The following is an 18,234-nucleotide window of genomic DNA, read 5'->3' on the forward strand; positions in this document are numbered from 1 at the left end:
ATACGAGGAGGTAGTATGGAAAGTAAAAAAATAAATAAAATGATGCCATACATACTAATTGGTCCTGTGCTATTGATAATGCTGGCTCTTTATGTATACCCAATAGGTCTAGTATTTTTGGAGTCAGTTTCAAAGACATCTATCTTGACTGGACAAATGGATTTTGTAGGTCTTGATAACTTTAAGGCAGTACTAGGTGACAAGCTATTCAAGGACACTATGCTATTGACTCTTAAGTACACTATTATAACTGTTATTATAAAAATGGTGCTAGGATTTTTCATGGCTATGTTTTTGAACAGTGATATGTATTTTACCAAGACACTCAGGTTCTTATCCTTGCTACCTTGGGCTATACAACAGGTCAGTGTAGCAATAGTATGGAAGTGGATTTTGGACGGCAACTACGGATACTTGAACTATTATTTGATCAAGTTTGGAATTATAGAACACAATATAGTATGGTTATCAGATCCTGACATAGCATTTATATGTGCAGCATTTGTAGATGCATGGCTGGGTGTATCCCTTGTGTCAATGATATTCTTGTCAGGTCTTACATCAATAGATAGGTCATTATATGAGAGTGCCAAGATAGATGGCGCCAATATATTCCATAGGTTTAAATTTATAACATTAGAAGAGATGAAAAAGCTGATTCTTGTGACAGGTCTTTTGGTTACTATATGGACCTTCAACTCATTCAATGTGATATTTGTACTGACAGGTGGTGGCCCAATGAGGTCTACAGAGACCATAGTGATCAGGATATACCAAGAAGCATTTTCTAGGTTTGACCTAGGTGCTAGTTCAGCCCTATCAGTAATAGTATTTACATTTTTGCTTATGATAACATTTATCTATATTAGACTCATAAGTAAAATGGACAAGGAGGCCTAAATGAAACATATAAAAGATAAGAGCTTGAAAACTAAAAATATAGGATACAATAGTTTTAAAAAGGGTTCAAGCTTTAACTACAAGAAGAGGTCTGATTGGTACAAGCTTATAAGGACACTTGTCTATTTTGTCTTTGTAGCTTTACTCATATCTCCTATATTCATAATGCTAAATACATCCCTAAAGACCTACAATGATGTGACTGTATGGCCACCTACTTGGTTTGGTGGTCAATTACAGTGGTCAAACTACTATGACATACTAGCAGGGGACAAGTCTATAGTAAGACCCCTTATAAACAGCCTTATAGTATCAATAGTACCAGCAATAGTGTGTGTAATACTGGGGACTTTTGCAGCCTATGGTGCCAATAGGTATAGGTTCAAATTCAAGAATTATTTTTTGATGATAATTGTAGTGACACAGATGTTTGCTGCAGTGGTACTCGCCAACCCTATGAGTATTATATTTAGGGATATGGGAATCTTAAATACCCACCTGTCACTTATAATCGCCAACACTGCTGTGAGTCTACCTATGACAGTATGGTTGATGTATTCATATATATCGTCTATACCAATAGATCTAGAAGAGGCAGCATGGATAGATGGGTGTTCAAGGGTCAAGGCAGTCAGGATAATATTGATGCCCCTACTAGCTCCGGGTATAATAACTGCTGGTCTCTTTGCCTTTATAGTTTCATGGGGAGACCTCTTGTTTGCCAATGCCTTTATAGTTGATCCAGCTATGAAGACTATACCCCTAGCCTTGACAGATTTTCAGTCACTTTACAAGACTAGTTGGGAACTACAGACAGCAGCCAGTCTAGTTGCTACCCTACCTACATTTTTTATATTTATTTTGATACAGAAGCATATAGTCCAAGGTATTGCAAAGACTGGGGTCAAGGGTTAGGCTAATGCTATAAATAACCTCGGTTATAATTGTTATAATAAAATTTTATCAGATACTTGTTTAAAACAAAAACTTGTGGGGTAATATAGTACTAGCATTAAATGGTTGTGTAGAGAAATGCTTTTCACACCAAATAAGCTTTAACTAAAAAATAAAAATTTTGGAGGATACTTATGAGCAAAATAGTAGTAGTAGGAGCAAACCACGCTGGTACAGCGGCAGTTAAGACATTATTAGGTAACTATGCAGACAAACATGAAGTTGTTGTATATGACAGAAACAACAATATTTCATTCCTTGGATGCGGTATGGCACTTTGGATTGGTAACCAGATATCTAAGCCAGATGGTCTATTCTACGCTGACAAGGCATCTCTAGAAGCTATGGGAGCTAAGGTAACAATGGAAGCTGAGGTATATAAGGTAGATTACGATCAGAAGAAGGTATTTGTAAAATTAAATGATGGAACAGAAGTTGAAGAGTCATATGACAAGTTAATACTTGCAACTGGTTCTCTTCCAATAATACCAAACATACCTGGTAAGGACTTAGAAAATGTACAGCAGGTTAAGTTATACCAGAATGCTGCTGAAGTAATAGAAAAGATAAAGAATCCAGAAATAAAGAATATAACAGTTGTTGGTGCAGGTTATATAGGTGTTGAATTAGCAGAAGCATTTGAAAGACATGGCAAGAACGTAACTATGATTGATATAGCTGATACTTGTCTTCCAGCATACTATGACGAGCCATTCACTAGCATGATGAAGGAAAACCTAGCTAAGCACAACATAAACCTTGAGTTTGGCCAGATGGTTAAGGAACTAAAGGGCAAGGATGGTAAGGTTTGTACAGTTGTTACAGACAAGAAGGAAATACCAGCAGAAATGGTAATTCTATCAATAGGATTTAGACCAAATAACGCTCTTGGTAAAGAATCATTAGAGCTATTTAGAAATGGTTCATACCTAGTAAACAAGAAGCAGGAAACTAGCATGAAGGATGTATATGCTATAGGTGACTGTGCTACTGTATACGATAATGCAATAGACAATACAAACTACATTGCACTTGCTACAAACGCAGTTAGAAGTGGTATCGTAGCAGCTCACAATGCAGCAGGTACAGAAATAGAATCAATAGGTGTACAGGGATCAAATGGTATCTGTATATATGACCTAAAGATGGTATCAACTGGTATAACAGTTGGTAAGGCTGAAAAGCTTGGAATAGAAGTAGAATACACTGACTTTGAAGATACACAGAAGCCAGGATTTATAGAAACTACTAACCCAGACGTTAAGTTGAGAATAGTATATGACAAGAAGACTAGAGTAGTACTAGGTGCTCAGATGGCATCAGAATACGATATGTCAATGGGTATCCATATGTTCTCACTAGCAATTCAGGAAAAGGTAACAATAGACAGAATAGCTCTTCTAGACATCTTCTTCCTACCACACTTCAACCAGCCATATAACTACATTACAATGGCAGCTCTAGGAGCTAAATAATAGATATATCAATAGTTTCAGCCGAGGGATTTCCTCGGCTGGCAATGATTTGGCAAAGTTTTATAAATTAGCTAATTTATTCAATAGGTCTACTGCTTCAGTAGATCTATTTTTGTACAGATGAGAATAGGTATTTAAAGTTGTTGTTGGATTAGAATGTCCTAGCCTATGACTGATGATCAGTACATCAATGCCGTTGTTTATTAGTAATGTAGCGTGGGAGTGTCTAAGATCGTGTACTCTTATTTTATGTAGGTTGTATTTTTCGCAAGTTACCTTTAGCTGACGGCTTAACCATGTATTGGTTGTTTTAGAAAATAGGCGGTCTTTTTTGCCAGGTTTGTATAGGGTAGATATGTAGGCTCTAATATCGTCCATAATTTTATCGGGCATTACAACCTGTCTTACGGACTGCTTATTTTTGGTAGGACAGAATTTTTTTGATCTATAGTCATATGATTTATTGATATCTATATATGTATCATAAATATCTCCTATTTGAAGTCCTAACAGCTCTCCATATCGTATGCCACCATAGAATAATATTTTGAATGCTAGAGACTTCTCAGGGTCCTCTACAAAACCTAGGAATGTGTTGAACTCATCTAGTGTCCAGTAATCCATTTCTTTTTTTTCTGTGGGCAACTTTTCAATAGCTTTTACTGGGTTGTGTGTGTTAGAATACATTTTGCAGTTGTGTTTAAATATGCCGTATAAGACTTCTGTAGACTGATTGATAGTTTTGTTAGACTTTCCTATATCCTGCATATGTTTTTGCCAGTCTAAGATTGTTTTGGGGCTGATGTTAAGTAGATTTATGTGTTCTATGTACTCTAAGTTTTTTGCATACCATCTTTTATTTCTGACTGTTGACTCTCTAAGACGAGTAGATATATAGTCGAAGTATTCTTCTTTTGCTTGTTTCAGCGTAATATCCTTTGTGAATTTAGATAAAAAATCTCTCTCAAATTCTTTTGCTTCTCTCTGCGTTTTAAAACCTCGTTTTTGTTTTATGTGTGGTTCACCCCTGTAGTCTTTGTAGTAGATGAGGGTTCTCCATTTGCCTGTTTTTTTATCTTTATAAGTTGGCATTTAAAAATCACCTCCGTTATGGTATAATGTAGGTACAACAAATAGACCTACTGTGTAGGTATTTGTGTACGTTAAAGAAGTAGTCTGGTCGCCAAACTTGATCTACTTCTTATTTTCATTCATAAAAAAAACTCCTTATAACACTATTTTGTTGACGTCAACAAAATAGTGTTTTTCAATGCTTTGAGTGGTATTTTCAATTTTGGAAACAATTATACTTTCAATAATGTATATCGTTTTTATAAAAATCGATATTTTATATTTATTTGTTTTAAAACAAAAGGGTCACATACGATTAAGTATGTGACCCTGTGCCGCAAAGGGCATTGTCTTTAATTAGAGCTCGCAAGGAGCTATGTTCTACTCACTCATTATACCGAATATTTTATATGGTTGTCAATATTTAAAGAAAAATTTCTTTATATTTTCATCAATTAAATCCAATGTTTCGTCAGAAAATCTAATACCATGTAAAACATCTCTAGTTGTTTTGGGGTCATATATTCGTATCTTACTAATAGTTGTAATTTGATTTATCATACAGATACTACCAGTTTTCATTTTTCTTATTTCATCTAATGTTTTCTCGACATCTTTTTTGTGGTGACTAAACTCTTCAAAAGTACGTTTTATATCTTTATAATTTTGTGGATTTGTTTTATATGCACCATCAATTTTTTCTATGCAAGAGTTACACCTGTCAATTTCTGATTGACACTTTTTGTTCAGCATTTGAAAAAGTTCATCACCTAAATTTAGTTCTCCTGGTCTAAATCCTTTGTTTGAGTTTCCAGAAGAGTCTATAGATGTTAAAGGTGCTACAGTTATGACTGGTGATGCCTGTGAGTTATTCTTTTCTAACACAACAGCATAGTGTAAACCACCTTGTTCGCTTCCAATATTAAAACCTAGGTTCACCTTGATTACATCGCCCTTCTTATACCTCTTATTTTTAGTAGGTTTGAATTTATCTTCAAAATCAATCATTCTAGTAAAATCGTGCATCCAATAAGATATAAGTTCAGCTTTTTTGGGATGAATAGCAATTAAATCGTGAAGATATTTATCGATTTTGGACACAGCTTTGTTTATGTGGTCTTCTAAGTCTTTTCCAATTTTCTTTGATTTCATTTATACCTCCGTGAATATATTTAAAATTAAAGAGTTTCAAGTTTTTTTAAGGGTTCTTTCATTTTTTGGTAACATAAATGTGTTGCATTACAATCGCTAATACTTCTGTGATTTGGTTCGGGTATTTTATAATGATGACAGATGTCTATTAACCTATGTCTCTTAATCTTCAAAAGTTTTCTAGCGAGTGGCAAGGTGTCAATATATTTATTTCTTATTGGGAGTTGGTTACGGATGAATTCCAAATCAAATTCTATATTGTGTCCGATTAGAACATCTTTACCTAGGAAATCTTTGAAATCCCATATCACATCTTCGACAAAAGGTTCATCAATTAACATTCTCTTAGTTAACCCATTCACTTTTGTTGCTTCTTTGGATATTGACTTACGTGGTCTTATAAGTTGCTCATATTCAGCGACTACAATGTTATCTCTAACTCGTACAGCTCCTAATTCCAGAATCTCGTTTTTTTCAGGATTTAGTCCAGATGTTTCAATATCTATTACTGTGTAGTCGTTTTTTAGGTTTTCATATATGTATTTATTTAATTTCTTATCTTTTCTGTTTTTTATAAACTTACTGAGAAACATAAAAGCCTCCTTTTTAATCTAAATTCACAATATACTTACAAAACAGCTTTTATTATTGTAAGTATTAAATTTATGACAGTTAATATCAAAGTAGCAACAAGAATTTTATATGTCTTATCTCTATCCATTTTTTCACCTCCTAAATATAATAATCATTTATTATTCAATATCCAACTTGCATCATACCCCATTATATCTTTTATTTCTTTAATATTAACGGCATTAAACGAGCCGTTGTATTTATTTACACATTTTTCAAGTTTTCTCATAAATCGTCTATAGTCATTTTTAGGTATAAACAACTTAAGTATTACAACTGCAGAAAACACAGATTTATTTTTTAATTTTGGATAGCTTAAGGTTTTAACTAGAGCTCTTTCTTTAAACTTACACCTATAGTTATATAATCTTTCATCGTGTGCACATACATTTCTAAGCATTACGGCCATACCTAAACACTCATCAAGCATTTCAGGCGATATATGTACCTTTTCTTTATAATTATTATAGTAATGTTTTGATGCTTCTTTAGCAACATTCAGCCTAACAGTAGCATTACAAACCTTATATAATTTTGAAATGTTACCGAATGTTAAATAGTTTGACAAAACCCATAGAGGGCAGTGCTGGTATTTCTCTATATAATAAGTAACTGCATTATTTTTCTGTTTTGAAATTTTATTAGATAGAGTCGCAATAGTCAACAAAATATCTTTCGTTTTTGTTGTGTCAGAAGTATAGTTCTCAAAGGCTAAATAAGAGTTCTTTTCCGGAAAAGATTGGTGAAAGTAATATGCTATTGCAGTTTTCATAAAACTTTCAAATCGTATTAATTCAGGTAAAAGTATATTTCTTAAATCTCTATCGAGGTTGAAAAGTTCAAAAATCTCAAATATATTGGCATCATCTTTGTATTTGTCGTCATTTGATTTATTTGTTTTATCTAGAAATAATTCTTTATACCCATTTATAACACAATAATAGTTTTCTCTTTCTAAAAATCTTTTAGCTTTAGATCCATCCTTTATGACTAAATTTCTTCCACGAAGTTTTTTTAGCATTTGATTCGTAGTTTTAAAAGGTTTTTCGTTTGTCATTCTTTTCCTCCATAAAAAATGCCTAACCCCGCATAAGGATTAGGCTTAATCTGTTAAAACTTCCCTGTTCCCACGTAAGGAACAAGGTTAATCTGTAAATTAATTATAATCCTTGCAACAATGAAAGTCAATAAAAAATAAAAAATTGACATATTGAATTCTTCCCTAGTCTAAATTTACTATATATTTAACAACTTTACCAATAAGTTTTAAATTTGATGAATTTTCATATTTAACCTCTATAGCTGTAAATGTATCATCTGTACTATCAGGTTTAAATAAAAATCTTTCGTTGGCAATATCATTCACATATCTTTTGACGCTGTAAGAGCCGTTTTCAGAGAATACAACTATATCTCTATCACTTATATCAGTTACTTTTGTCTTATATGTATCTACAACGATATAAGAGCCGTCAGGTATGACATTGTTCATGCTCTCACCATTTACTTTTAGTAGTATAATTCCTTTTCTGCCTGCGTATTTACCCATGATTTCATCTGCTATGGTGACAATGTCGTACGTATCAATTGCTTCTATATCTTCAAGGCAACCAGCTGAGATACTGACAGGGAACATCCTGTATTCGTTGTGATTGTTGCCTGTATTTATTTCATCTATATCAAAAGCCATCAGCCATTTTGGATCTACATTAAAAATTAGTGATAATTGTTTAATTGTACTTCTTTTCATATTTTCGACAAGCCCAGATTCATACTTATTAACTGCAGCTCTTTGAGTTCCTATCATTTTGCCTAATTCCTCTTGCGTTAGTCCTAATTCCAATCTTTTTTCTTTAATTCTTTTAGCCATTACCTCTGTTGAACTATGCAAATAAATCACCACCATTCTAAATTGTATCTTTATTTTAACATTTACTTTAATAGATTTCAATATAATTTTAAAAAATCTAAAAAAAAGATACAAAGACTATTGACTTATATAATTCTGCGTGTTAGAATTTAAGTATCTTAAAAAGATACAAAATGCAGAAAAAAGAAAGGTGGTGACACAATGAATAAAGCTAAACTAAAATCAGTAATGGCTCTGATGGGATTTACCCAAAGTCAACTTGCAGAAAAGCTTGGAATTTCAGAACAAAGGCTATCTGCTAAGATAAATGGCAAATGTGGGGCAGAATTTAATCAGGGAGAAATATCAAAAATTAAAAGAATATTTGAATTATCAAGTGAAGATATAGATAATATTTTTTTTGATGACTTAGTATCTTAAATAGATACAAACTAAGGAGGTGAGAGGAATGCATGAATCTATTTTAAAAGAACTATCACAGGTAAATTTGGATAGTTCTTCAGGAGCAACGTTACTCATTAAAAGAAGGGATGGAATTTTAAGTAAAAAATATATGTACTCTATCACGGCAATGTTAAACCATGCTATTTTAAAAGAGTTTATAGAGATGTCAGTTGAACTATCTACTGAAAAAATAGAAGCTATTCTGTTGGTAATTCACTGTTCATATCAAGGCGAACCAACTCATGATATTCTTTTAAGGTCAGGTCAACCTTATAAGTCTTACGAGGTGTTGATATAAAAAGTTTGTGGGATTTTCTATTTATATGAGAATCAAAAGGTATTTTAAAGCAATGAGATTTAGTGTCGTATGGCTCGATTCTAAGAGGTAATGTTGCATCACTCAAAGGTTCTATTGAATAGGAGAGGGCTTCATGAGGCGTTTTAAAATAGCTAATAAATTTTGAATTTGGTATTTCAGGAACAGTATATTTCAATTCATTGTAATGTCCACCATTTAGAAAACGTTCATTGAGATAGACTTCATCAATGGTGATAGGCAGTGATGATACATTACTTATTTTTACTGAAATTAAAGCAAAATACTCTGATTCAAAATTAGTTATTGAAAAATCCTTAGCTTTGCAGTAGTAAGAATTGGATAGAATTTCAAATTTCATTCTGGATTGTGAGGAACGATAATTTAAGTAATGTATAGTAAGTGAAACTAAAGAAAGTATTAAACCTATAGTTGATATAAAAGTAGTTAACGAAAAATTATTGTACATATTAACCTCCTAAAATAGTCTTTTATAAGATTATATCACGCAGGGAGGTAATAGTTAAGGGGGTGAGAGGATGACAGCGATAGCAATTTTAGCATTACTAGCAACTAATATATACGCAGTATCAAAATGGGTGTATTGGTCTAGAGGTTTCATTGGTGCTTTCTGTATATACCAAGAAAAATACGGCAAGCTAAGTGATGATGAGCTAAGAAGATTAATGAAAAAAGCCGTTGACTGTGGCATTAAAAACACAATCAACAGTAAGGGGGTGAGATAAATGAGAAAATACGTTAGACAATTTCCGGGAATGCTTACTTTTACACAAGCAGTAATTACAGACGAGTCTGTAGCAGTAAACCAAGGGTTTTTGACTAAAATCATAACTGAAAGGGAGCTACTTATAGCTATTGTTAATGATTTTTTGAATGATGACCGAGTGCCAGAAGAAGTAATAAGAGAAATTGCATCTTGGGCGGATAAAAGAGTAATGGATATAAAAGAAAAACCCTACTTTTGGGTAGGGCTTTAGAAATTATGCATTACTTTTTTGGATACTATTTTTACCACTTTTAAATATTGGACATTCTGAATCAAGATTGCAAATATTAGAATGTTCACAGTCGAAAGAAATGACTTTTTTGCCAGAAGTAAGACTTCTTGGAATTGGAATTTCGACATAAAAAATAGTAATGGTATGCTTTTTATCCATAACAGGGCAATCCCCACTATGAAATGAAGGAATATTCATTTTCATAAACAGTACCTCCTTTCTATAGATTTCAGTACTGCAATACTGATAATTAGATTATAGCATAGGGGAATATAAAAACAAAACTAAGGGGGTGAGATGAATGAAAGATTTAATAGCGATTTATTATGAAAATGAAAAAGAGCTTGCTGATGAGTTAGTATGCGAAGAACTAAAATCTGAAATCAACAAGCTCACACCTAAGGAATTAACGAATAACTTGGTAAAAGTATTATTCATTCCTGAGACTGAAAGATATCAAGGTATTTTAAGTTTTGACGCTCGCAATAATCCATAGCTTTGTAGGTCAACTTAAATTCAAAAAAGTGCTATAACATCAGCTCTTTTTGTAATCTAATCAGAAGGTTAGGTGAAAATAAAAAACCACCCATGAGGGTGGAAAGATTTACTTACAGTTTTCAATGTGACTTTCGATGTATTTCAACACGAAAAACACACTAAATACTATAAACGAAATCAGAAAATCATGATCTGGGTGATATGAAATCAATGTTGACTCAACACACCAAGATACAAGAAATTCTAATACATCAATAGTATACGTCCCGATGAAATCGAAAACGCTGTAAGTAATCTTTTTTAAGAATTGAGGTGGACCTCTAGTATTTATAGATTCTTTGAACTCTTGTGGCTTGAATGGCTCATCAGTAGATGGAGTGAAAGAAGGCTTTGCTATAACTGGTTTGTTATAAAGCTTCAGATACTCAGTGTATATACGTCGAAGCATTTCAAGTTCTTTAAGAAAAGGCTGGATATACTTGTATATCTCTCTGATATTACGAACTTCACTAGGAAATTTATTCAACTCTCTTATTTGAGTTTGGTGGGCTCTTAGAAAGTTGATCTGATCCATTAGATGTTTGTTATTGAGTATATCACGCAAGGATCTATAACTACTAAATAGGTCATCATAGGTATGACTAATGATGTCACCTCCTCTCTGATTAGATTTCAACAGGAGCTGATAACTAGATTATAGCATAGAGAACATAAAAAATTAGGAAAGGTTGAAGATATGGAAAAATTAATTATTAAATCAGAAAAAAAGCCTTGGCAACAGAAAAAGCCATGTGTAGGTGTAAGTGAGGATGTATACAATAGGCTAAAAGAATTGTCTGAAGAAACAGGAAAGAGTATGACTGTACTCGCAAATATGATATTTGAATTTGGATTTAAAAATATTTGCATTGTGGAGGAATAGATATGAGTGATCAATATTTAAGAGTTAAGGACATTGAAAAGATTTTAGATAGGTCTGAGTCACATGCTTATGGTGTGATACGGAAGTTGAACGCTGAGCTAAAAAGTAAGGGCTACCATACAGAAAGTGGCAGGGTGCCAAGGAAGTATTTCTACGAGAGATACGGATTGGAATGTCAGTAAGAATAGAAGGGAGATACAGAGATATGAATAATGTACAGGTTTTTAATAATTTAGAGTTCGGGGATGTAAGAACTGCAAAAATAGGTAATAAGCATTGGTTTATGTTAAATGACATATGTAGAGTTTTAGAGATAGGAAATTCAAGACAAGCAAGAACTAGATTAAATCAAGATGGGGTCATTACTAATGACGTCATAGATTCTTTAGGAAGAACGCAGCAATCAACGTTTATAAATGAATCAAATTTATACAAGCTAATCTTCCAATCTCGTAAGCCACAGGCAGAAAAGTTCTCGGATTGGGTGACTGGTGAAGTTTTGCCTACATTGAGGAAGCAAGGCACTTACAGCATGCCAGCCATGAGCAAGGAATTGCAGGCTATATTGATGGTCGATAACAAGACTGAAGAATTAAGAGAAGATTTTCAAGACTTTAAGGATAACGCACCGCTTTTCAATATTGAATGTGACAAACTGACTAAGGCGGTCAGGAAGAAAGTGATCAAGCTGATAGGATATAAGTCACCGGCTTATAGAGACAAGTCACTAAGGGCAAAGGTATTTAGTGATTTACAGATACAGATCAAGAGAGAATTTGACATAGATAGCTACAAGGCTATCAAGAGAAAAGATTTTGATATTGCACTTGAAATAATTGAAAGCTACAGACTGCCTATGGCTCTTGAAAATTCTGTTCACGAGTTAAATATCGGAGGTGGCTATTGTGAGTTGGGATAGGTTTGCCTGGAATATCACAGGAGCTTGCTACTATGCAGTATTGATTGCTTGGGAGTACATCAAGATGTGGTGGATTAAGTGGCAGAATATTTAAGATTAAGAGAGGAGAAGTAAGAATGGTTAGACTGGATGATTTTGACAAGGTAAGAAAGTATGTAAAAAAGTGGGCAAAAGAAAATGGAATAGAGGTAGCTTATATAAGTGTCGATGATGAAGAACTTAATTTTTATGAAGAAAACAGAGACTGTACAACAACACTAATATGTACTTATTGGATAAAGGATTTAGAATTGGAGTTAGATCACGGAGATACAACAGTCTATATAGGTGATATATAGGTGATATGTAAAAGAGGAATTTAACAATGGTCGTATACATGAATTAAAAAGCCGACCCTAAGGCCGACTAAACAAAAAAATCAAATTAATTATAACATGTACAGGAGGATTATGCAATGAAAAAGACAGATGTAATAAATTTTATAAAATCAGAAAAAGCAAATGCTTCATATAGCATTTACGAAGAATATAAAGTCAAGAAGGAAGTTGCAGAAAAAAATCTGTTTAAGAGGACAGGGCTTGATGAACTTATTGAAGAAATACAGCCACTTATGAATAGAGTATATAAAATCTACTCTAAATTTAAAGAGCAGGAAGAGATAAAGCAAATCAGCTACTGTACTGATGCCTTAGAAAATCAGCTTAAATATTTTAGTACAAAAGAAAATGCAAAAGAACATATTATATATCAATATGCAGTATACAAATCACCAGAAATTTTTAAGCTAGAAGATAAAGAGAATAAAATATCAATAAAAACAATGCATGAATACGAAAGTTTGATTTTGAATATAAAACGGGTTTGCAAAAATGGAAAAGAAGCTGAGGCATATGTCAGAAATTTAGGTTTTGACATAGATCAATACAATATAAAGAATGAATGCACTGCCTTGATGAAACCTATTGATATAAGCTTACTAAGATTAAATAAGTAGGTGATATTATGAGTGACAATAAAAAATACTACTATCTGAAATTAAAGGAAAACTTTTTTGAGTCAGACGAAATAATATATCTTGAAAGTCTGCCTGATGGACATAAGTACTCAAATATACTACTCAAATTATACCTACGCAGCCTCAAAAATAGTGGCAAGTTGATGATGAATGATGTCATTCCATATAGTCCAGAAATGCTTGCTACTGTTACAAGACATAGCGTAGGTGATGTAAAACAAGCGATTGTACACTTCATGAATCTTGGACTCATAGAGCAACTGGAATCGGGTGCTATGTATATGCTTCAAATTCAGAATTTTATAGGTAGGTCAAGTACTGAGGGAGATAGGAAGAGAGAGTATAGACAGAAGATTAATCAAGAGAAGTTAAAAGGACAAGTATCGGGACATTTGTCCGACATTCGTCCACCAGAGATAGAGATAGAGATAGAGTTAGAGAAAGATATAAATTTAAAGGAAAAGGGGAAAAATAAACCTGTTGATAATGTGGATAATGTTGATAAGTCAAAAAAAGAGGAAGTTGCAAATAGCACTGACTATATAAAGTTATTAAAGTCTAATAATCTGAGCGAAGAAAATATAAAAAAGATATTATCACTAGACATCTACAAGAAAGGGGTTGACTATCTAAAAGAAAAGATAGACACGACATTAGTTAAAGGTGATTTAAACGCAAATATAGGCTACTTGCTAGGGGCATTAAAAAATGATTGGAAGGTGCAAGCTAAGAAACAGGATAAGATCAATCTTCCTAAGACTAGGTTTCATAATTTCAAGAGTGCTACCTACACGGAAGAGCAGTTAAGGAAGGCAGCAGGGCTACCTGCTAGGAAGGCTAGGTGATTATGCTTGATGGAGATTACACAGCTAAGGACAGATGTAAGTTTTGTGATAGCTGTCTTGTTGTGATTAAGATAACTGATAAAGGATACCTAGTTCAATGCGAAAAATGCGGGGTAATATCTGAAACTAGATACGCTTATAAAAATAATTCTAAGCCATCAAGAATGGCTAAAGTTAGAAAATTAAAAAAGAAATATTATGATATGGAGGTGGATTATGAAAATTACTAATTTGAGAGTGGCGAAAGATGGAAAGTTAGAAAAAATAATGACCATATACTGCGAGAGAAATGCTGCACTACTTAAAAGTGGCGCAGTCGTAAATTTGGATAAAGCAAGATTGATTAGGCCTACTGGGTTAGTAGATAAGAACGGGCAAGAAATTTTCGAAGGTTCTATACTTGCATTTGAAGATTCAGTATATAACGCAAACATGGATGATTTTTATGAAGACACAAATACTGCTGTGGTCGCATATATCGACAATAGATTTACGCTAGTTAATTTTGCTAAAGAAGGTTTGGTTAAGCAATTGATAAGTGAATCGAACACCATTTTAGTGAATACGCTACAAAGGTCTGTGATAGTGGGGCACTGTAATGAACGCTAGAGTGGATGCACCTTGCAAGATGTGCGAGAATCGAAATGTGGGTTGTCATTCTAAGTGTAAGTCTTATGCAGAGTATAGAGATTTAAAAGAGGAGCTCTACAAGAAAAGGCAAGTTAGTATAGATATACAAAGTTATGTACATGATGAGTTGTCTAAGAATATTTATAAGAGTAGGAGGAAGAAACATGGATTTTAAGAAAAATTATAAAATAATCAATAGCATATTCATAGCGTTTACGATAATGTTGGTGTTTATACTTGGATTTGGAACTGGTTATTCAATGCATAAAGAGCATTGTAGGGAGTACCTAGGTGTTGTACTGGAAAAGGAATATCTACCTGAGGAGATCGTGGAAGAGAATGGGAAAATGGAGAGATATGATGAGCAGTATAATTTGATACTTAGAGATAATTCGGATGAGCGTATATGTATATCGGTTGATAAAGATAAGTTTAAGCAGATTGAAGTTGGGAACTTGGTGAGGAGATAGTCATGAAAAAAGTATTTACATATCCTATTGTTGCGAGAGAAGTTGAAAAAGATTGGATTATTTATATACCGGATTTTGAAATGTTTGGCGGAGTGACTCAAGCTAAGAGAACTAGGGATATTAGGAAAATGGCGGCTGATTATATAGAGGTTGCTATAAAAGAATTGCATGAGAGTTGCGAAAGTATTCCTAAAGCATCGAAAATTAAAGATGTGAAAAGGGATGATTCGACTGATTACAGGATGTATGTAAGCGTTGAGATAGATTTATAAGGGCGGGCAAAGGAGAATATTAGAAGAATTATTTCAGGAGGGTGAAGATGAACAATGTAGTATTGGTAGGAAGATTGACTAAGAATCCGGAGTTAAGGTATATACCTGGTTCTGGCACACCGGTAACAACATTCACGTTGGCCATTGATAGAGATTATAAGAATAGGGACGGGTCAACAACAACTGACTTTATTCCTTGCGAGATAATGGGAAAGCCAGCTGAGTATACAGCTAACTATGTTGGCAAGGGCAGACTGGTGGCTGTACAAGGTAGTATTAGAGTCGATAAATATGTGGCTGATGACGGAAATAATAGATCATTTACGAAGGTCGCTGCTAGAAATATTCAATCGCTGGAGTCTGCTAAGAAGTCTGGTGTCCAAGGTGAGAATTTTGAGGGACCAAAGTTTGAGCCGAGCAATGTAGTTAGTCCTAGTGAGTTTGATGTGGTTAATGATGGTGACGTGCCATTTTAGGAGGTATAGATATGAGCAGTAGCATAATTTCAGCAATAGAGGATCTAATAGACGTAATGTGGGTAAAGTATGTAATACACCATATGTGCAGATGGGTCTTTGTTCTGTGAGGAGGAAATAGATGGAGAGTGGAGAATTGACAGCATTCTATCAGCTATTCGGAGAACTGGTAGAATTTATAGGGGATGACAGGTGGAACGACTATGTCAGATATAAGAGAATTACAGAAGGTTACTAAGGAGGGGAGTAGATGACGGCTAAAGAATATTTGTCAAGAAAGTATAATCTTGATAAATTAATTGAATCAATGGAATATCAGTTACTTGAATTAGAAACTATGATTCATGGTGGTGCTATCAATTATGGCGATAAAATACAGACAAGTGGCAGGTCATCTACTGAAGGACTTATGTGTAAGGCTGTAGACTTGAAAAGTCAAATCAATGATAGGATTAAAGAGAAGTTACTAGTTATTGAGGAAATTATGATTACAATAAGTAGGGTAGGGGATAATACATTAGAGTATATTTTGTTGGAAAGATATGTGCACTACAAGGAGTGGGAAAAGATTGCGATTGAACTTGGATATAATATTAGACATATATATAAATTGCATAGGGAGTCATTAGAGAAAATTCAGAAAATAATTGATGAAAACATTGTATAGGTGTTGAATAAAACATTTTCCTTTGGTATAGTTGAAATAGAATACATTAAAGGAGAATAATTAATATGGATGATATTTTGAAAATTAAATTTGAGGGTGAAAATGATATTAGTATTGATGACTTAGCAATATTTTTAAAATACACATCTAAATTCCTAAATAATTTAAGAGGTAATTTGGACATGGATAAATCTGTTACGTTAAATACAAAAATAGTAGCCTTTGAAAAAGGTAGTTTTACGATCGATATAAGTCCAATATTAGAGTTTGTATGTTGTTCAGCGCCACTTATACCTACAATTATAAGTTCCACTAAAGAATTCATTGATGTTGTAATGTTTGTTATAGAAAGTAAAAAATTTTTAAAAGGTAAGGAGTATAGGGAAATGTATGGTAACACAATTATAAATCATTATGGAAATTCTATTACCGTTAACGATTCTACTATTAACATATATAGCGGTAATAATGGTATTTTTGAAAGTTTGGATAAAATGATTAATAGCGCACCGCAAGATAGAGCTATTGAAATTAGTTCCCATAATTGTAATGATATAAAAAAAGTAAGGATTTTACCAGAGGATCGAATATATTTTAAAAATAAAAAAGATAATGAATATAGAATAAGTTATTCAAGAATAACGTTAACAGTTAAAAAACCAGACTTGGAAATGAAATCTAAATGGTTAGTATGGTACGATAAACAAATAATGGTTGATATACTAGATGTAGATTTTACAGACAAAGTGAGAAATGGAGAGGTAAACTTTGTAAATGGAACTCTCATGGACGTGGTTTTACAAATAAAAGCACCCATAAAGGATGATGGAAGTGTTAAACCGGAGTATAATATTATAAAAGTTCATAAAATATGGCACTAAATGGCAGTTGAGTATGTGGTATTATAGTATTGTGGAAGTAGTGATAAAAGACATTATTCCTCCTGTACATTTATTTAAGTAGCGAGCTAGGGATACGTGAGAGCGTATCCTTTTTGCTTGCGTGAAAGTGAGGTGATGATATGTGAACTATGTAGAACCAATACGAGATACGAATAAGCTTGAAGACATATTAATGTATCTTGAGAAGACTAACGAAAGAAATTATATACTATTCAATCTAGGCTTGTACACTGGTCTACGAATATCAGACATACTCAGACTACAGGTCAAACATGTTAGAGGTAAGTCTAATATAAGATTGAAGGAGAAGAAGACTGGTAAGTACAAGGACATCAAGATAAATAAACGGTTGAAGAAAGTACTTGATAAATATATCGAAGGCAAAGAAGATTATCAGTACTTGATATACAGTAAGAAAGATGGAGTTGAGCCAATGACTAGACAACATGCATGGAAGATAATCAAAGAGACTTGCATGATGTTTGGTGTTGAGCATACAGGTACACATAGCTTGCGTAAGACATTTGGATATCATTACTATCTCAAGACTAAGAATATAGCAGTACTACAGAATATATTTAATCATAGTGAGCCAAGCGTTACACTAAGATACATAGGAATTAATCAGGACACGTTGAGTGATGCTTATGATTCAATGTGTTACTTTTAATTTATAAGCAACAAGTTACATAATGAGCTGGTGTAATATTTATAGTCAATGTATATACAGTCAAGATGGTTGGAAGTTATAGAAAATCAAAGACCACAGGCTGATAAGTGAAAG

30 protein-coding genes are annotated in these 18,234 nt (G+C 33.3%); 22 read left to right on the plus strand and 8 right to left on the minus strand.

Translation table 11 applies throughout. From position 1 onward, the window contains the following. The first annotated feature begins 15 nt into the window (after positions 1 to 15). The 3 genes from HMPREF0631_RS08500 (at position 16) to nox (ending at position 3,329) form a co-directional block, all read left to right on the plus strand. Positions 16 to 900 (plus strand): carbohydrate ABC transporter permease, encoded by an 885-nt coding sequence (locus HMPREF0631_RS08500; RefSeq protein ID WP_002844413.1) that lies wholly within the window; start codon positions 16 to 18, stop codon positions 898 to 900. Further along, positions 901 to 1,815, plus strand: a complete 915-nt coding sequence (locus tag HMPREF0631_RS08505; RefSeq protein ID WP_002844502.1) for a carbohydrate ABC transporter permease — start codon at positions 901 to 903, stop codon at positions 1,813 to 1,815. 173 nt (positions 1,816 to 1,988) lie between these two features. Continuing rightward, on the plus strand, positions 1,989 to 3,329 hold the full coding sequence (gene nox / locus HMPREF0631_RS08510; RefSeq protein ID WP_002844435.1) for a H2O-forming NADH oxidase: 1,341 nt from the start codon (positions 1,989 to 1,991) through the stop codon (positions 3,327 to 3,329). 60 nt (positions 3,330 to 3,389) lie between these two features. On the opposite strand, the gene HMPREF0631_RS08515 is transcribed toward nox, so the two are convergent. The 5 genes from HMPREF0631_RS08515 to HMPREF0631_RS08535 form a co-directional block, all read right to left on the minus strand. Continuing rightward, on the minus strand, positions 3,390 to 4,421 hold the full coding sequence (locus HMPREF0631_RS08515) for a site-specific integrase (RefSeq protein WP_002844536.1): 1,032 nt from the start codon (positions 4,419 to 4,421) through the stop codon (positions 3,390 to 3,392). A gap of 396 nt (positions 4,422 to 4,817) precedes the next feature. Then, entirely contained in the window at positions 4,818 to 5,552 is a 735-nt protein-coding gene (locus HMPREF0631_RS08520; protein ID WP_002844416.1) for a type II toxin-antitoxin system PemK/MazF family toxin, read from the minus strand. A 26-nt stretch (positions 5,553 to 5,578) separates the two neighbouring features. Beyond that, positions 5,579 to 6,145 carry a 3'-5' exonuclease gene (locus HMPREF0631_RS08525; RefSeq protein WP_002844497.1) on the minus strand — a complete coding sequence of 189 codons (567 nt, stop codon included), beginning with the start codon at positions 6,143 to 6,145 and terminating at the stop codon, positions 5,579 to 5,581. Positions 6,146 to 6,297: 152 nt separating this feature from the next. Further along, on the minus strand, positions 6,298 to 7,242 hold the full coding sequence (locus HMPREF0631_RS08530) for an Abi family protein (protein WP_002844405.1): 945 nt from the start codon (positions 7,240 to 7,242) through the stop codon (positions 6,298 to 6,300). A 165-nt stretch (positions 7,243 to 7,407) separates the two neighbouring features. After that, complete coding sequence (locus tag HMPREF0631_RS08535) at positions 7,408 to 8,076, minus strand: LexA family protein (protein WP_050774527.1); 669 nt, start codon at positions 8,074 to 8,076, stop codon at positions 7,408 to 7,410. Positions 8,077 to 8,256: 180 nt separating this feature from the next. On the opposite strand from HMPREF0631_RS08535, the gene HMPREF0631_RS08540 reads away from it, so the two are divergent. Next, positions 8,257 to 8,475, plus strand: coding sequence for a helix-turn-helix transcriptional regulator (locus HMPREF0631_RS08540; RefSeq protein WP_002844488.1), 219 nt, complete (start codon positions 8,257 to 8,259; stop codon positions 8,473 to 8,475). A 221-nt stretch (positions 8,476 to 8,696) separates the two neighbouring features. On the opposite strand, the gene HMPREF0631_RS09925 is transcribed toward HMPREF0631_RS08540, so the two are convergent. Next, positions 8,697 to 9,284, minus strand: coding sequence for a hypothetical protein (locus HMPREF0631_RS09925; protein WP_002844407.1), 588 nt, complete (start codon positions 9,282 to 9,284; stop codon positions 8,697 to 8,699). 70 nt (positions 9,285 to 9,354) lie between these two features. Here HMPREF0631_RS09925 and HMPREF0631_RS08550 point away from each other — a divergent pair, with 70 nt between their 5' ends. After that, positions 9,355 to 9,561 carry a hypothetical protein gene (locus HMPREF0631_RS08550; protein WP_002844463.1) on the plus strand — a complete coding sequence of 69 codons (207 nt, stop codon included), beginning with the start codon at positions 9,355 to 9,357 and terminating at the stop codon, positions 9,559 to 9,561. Beyond that, on the plus strand, positions 9,562 to 9,813 hold the full coding sequence (locus tag HMPREF0631_RS08555) for a hypothetical protein (protein ID WP_002844493.1): 252 nt from the start codon (positions 9,562 to 9,564) through the stop codon (positions 9,811 to 9,813). 3 nt (positions 9,814 to 9,816) lie between these two features. Here the strand turns inward: HMPREF0631_RS08555 and HMPREF0631_RS08560 are convergent, their stop codons facing one another. Then, positions 9,817 to 10,038: a hypothetical protein gene (locus HMPREF0631_RS08560; RefSeq protein WP_039866502.1), complete on the minus strand. Its 222-nt coding sequence runs from the start codon at positions 10,036 to 10,038 to the stop codon at positions 9,817 to 9,819. A 97-nt stretch (positions 10,039 to 10,135) separates the two neighbouring features. Here HMPREF0631_RS08560 and HMPREF0631_RS08565 point away from each other — a divergent pair, with 97 nt between their 5' ends. After that, the gene (locus HMPREF0631_RS08565) at positions 10,136 to 10,330 is read left to right on the plus strand and encodes a hypothetical protein (RefSeq protein ID WP_002844432.1); all 195 of its coding nucleotides are present in this window, start codon (positions 10,136 to 10,138) and stop codon (positions 10,328 to 10,330) included. 108 nt (positions 10,331 to 10,438) lie between these two features. On the opposite strand, the gene HMPREF0631_RS08570 is transcribed toward HMPREF0631_RS08565, so the two are convergent. Continuing rightward, a complete protein-coding gene (locus HMPREF0631_RS08570) occupies positions 10,439 to 10,906 on the minus strand; it encodes a hypothetical protein (RefSeq protein WP_157755929.1) in 468 nt (155 codons plus the stop codon). A 162-nt stretch (positions 10,907 to 11,068) separates the two neighbouring features. On the opposite strand from HMPREF0631_RS08570, the gene HMPREF0631_RS08575 reads away from it, so the two are divergent. The 15 genes from HMPREF0631_RS08575 to HMPREF0631_RS08645 all read left to right on the plus strand — a co-directional run bounded on the left by HMPREF0631_RS08575 (position 11,069) and on the right by HMPREF0631_RS08645 (position 18,120). Continuing rightward, on the plus strand, positions 11,069 to 11,254 hold the full coding sequence (locus tag HMPREF0631_RS08575; RefSeq protein ID WP_002844545.1) for a hypothetical protein: 186 nt from the start codon (positions 11,069 to 11,071) through the stop codon (positions 11,252 to 11,254). 2 nt (positions 11,255 to 11,256) lie between these two features. Next, positions 11,257 to 11,436, plus strand: coding sequence for a hypothetical protein (locus HMPREF0631_RS08580; protein ID WP_002844444.1), 180 nt, complete (start codon positions 11,257 to 11,259; stop codon positions 11,434 to 11,436). A gap of 23 nt (positions 11,437 to 11,459) precedes the next feature. Then, positions 11,460 to 12,173 (plus strand): ORF6C domain-containing protein, encoded by a 714-nt coding sequence (locus HMPREF0631_RS09595; RefSeq protein ID WP_002844490.1) that lies wholly within the window; start codon positions 11,460 to 11,462, stop codon positions 12,171 to 12,173. 116 nt (positions 12,174 to 12,289) lie between these two features. Then, entirely contained in the window at positions 12,290 to 12,511 is a 222-nt protein-coding gene (locus tag HMPREF0631_RS08590) for a hypothetical protein (RefSeq protein ID WP_002844525.1), read from the plus strand. Positions 12,512 to 12,627: 116 nt separating this feature from the next. Then, entirely contained in the window at positions 12,628 to 13,167 is a 540-nt protein-coding gene (locus HMPREF0631_RS08595; protein ID WP_002844441.1) for a hypothetical protein, read from the plus strand. 8 nt (positions 13,168 to 13,175) lie between these two features. Further along, positions 13,176 to 14,033, plus strand: a complete 858-nt coding sequence (locus HMPREF0631_RS08600) for a phage replisome organizer N-terminal domain-containing protein (RefSeq protein WP_002844505.1) — start codon at positions 13,176 to 13,178, stop codon at positions 14,031 to 14,033. Between the two features lie 2 nt (positions 14,034 to 14,035). Then, positions 14,036 to 14,263, plus strand: coding sequence for a hypothetical protein (locus HMPREF0631_RS08605; RefSeq protein WP_002844427.1), 228 nt, complete (start codon positions 14,036 to 14,038; stop codon positions 14,261 to 14,263). Then, positions 14,250 to 14,642, plus strand: coding sequence for a YopX family protein (locus tag HMPREF0631_RS08610; protein ID WP_039866505.1), 393 nt, complete (start codon positions 14,250 to 14,252; stop codon positions 14,640 to 14,642). Before HMPREF0631_RS08605 ends, HMPREF0631_RS08610 begins: the two co-directional genes overlap by 14 nt. Beyond that, positions 14,632 to 14,838, plus strand: coding sequence for a hypothetical protein (locus HMPREF0631_RS08615; protein ID WP_039866506.1), 207 nt, complete (start codon positions 14,632 to 14,634; stop codon positions 14,836 to 14,838). The genes HMPREF0631_RS08610 and HMPREF0631_RS08615 overlap by 11 nt, the downstream gene beginning before the upstream one ends. Beyond that, entirely contained in the window at positions 14,828 to 15,133 is a 306-nt protein-coding gene (locus HMPREF0631_RS08620; RefSeq protein WP_002844436.1) for a hypothetical protein, read from the plus strand. The genes HMPREF0631_RS08615 and HMPREF0631_RS08620 overlap by 11 nt, the downstream gene beginning before the upstream one ends. A 2-nt stretch (positions 15,134 to 15,135) precedes the next feature. Then, on the plus strand, positions 15,136 to 15,405 hold the full coding sequence (locus tag HMPREF0631_RS08625; protein WP_002844467.1) for a type II toxin-antitoxin system HicB family antitoxin: 270 nt from the start codon (positions 15,136 to 15,138) through the stop codon (positions 15,403 to 15,405). Between the two features lie 47 nt (positions 15,406 to 15,452). Then, the gene (locus HMPREF0631_RS08630; protein ID WP_002844510.1) at positions 15,453 to 15,881 is read left to right on the plus strand and encodes a single-stranded DNA-binding protein; all 429 of its coding nucleotides are present in this window, start codon (positions 15,453 to 15,455) and stop codon (positions 15,879 to 15,881) included. 250 nt (positions 15,882 to 16,131) lie between these two features. Then, positions 16,132 to 16,548, plus strand: a complete 417-nt coding sequence (locus HMPREF0631_RS08635; RefSeq protein WP_002844482.1) for a hypothetical protein — start codon at positions 16,132 to 16,134, stop codon at positions 16,546 to 16,548. A gap of 65 nt (positions 16,549 to 16,613) precedes the next feature. Then, the gene (locus HMPREF0631_RS08640; protein WP_002844498.1) at positions 16,614 to 17,429 is read left to right on the plus strand and encodes a hypothetical protein; all 816 of its coding nucleotides are present in this window, start codon (positions 16,614 to 16,616) and stop codon (positions 17,427 to 17,429) included. A 142-nt stretch (positions 17,430 to 17,571) separates the two neighbouring features. Further along, the gene (locus HMPREF0631_RS08645; protein ID WP_002844501.1) at positions 17,572 to 18,120 is read left to right on the plus strand and encodes a site-specific integrase; all 549 of its coding nucleotides are present in this window, start codon (positions 17,572 to 17,574) and stop codon (positions 18,118 to 18,120) included. The last annotated feature ends 114 nt before the right edge of the window (positions 18,121 to 18,234 follow it).

Origin of the sequence: Peptostreptococcus anaerobius 653-L (genome assembly GCF_000178095.1) — a bacterium.
In the GTDB taxonomy this organism is placed as follows: domain Bacteria; phylum Bacillota; class Clostridia; order Peptostreptococcales; family Peptostreptococcaceae; genus Peptostreptococcus; species Peptostreptococcus anaerobius.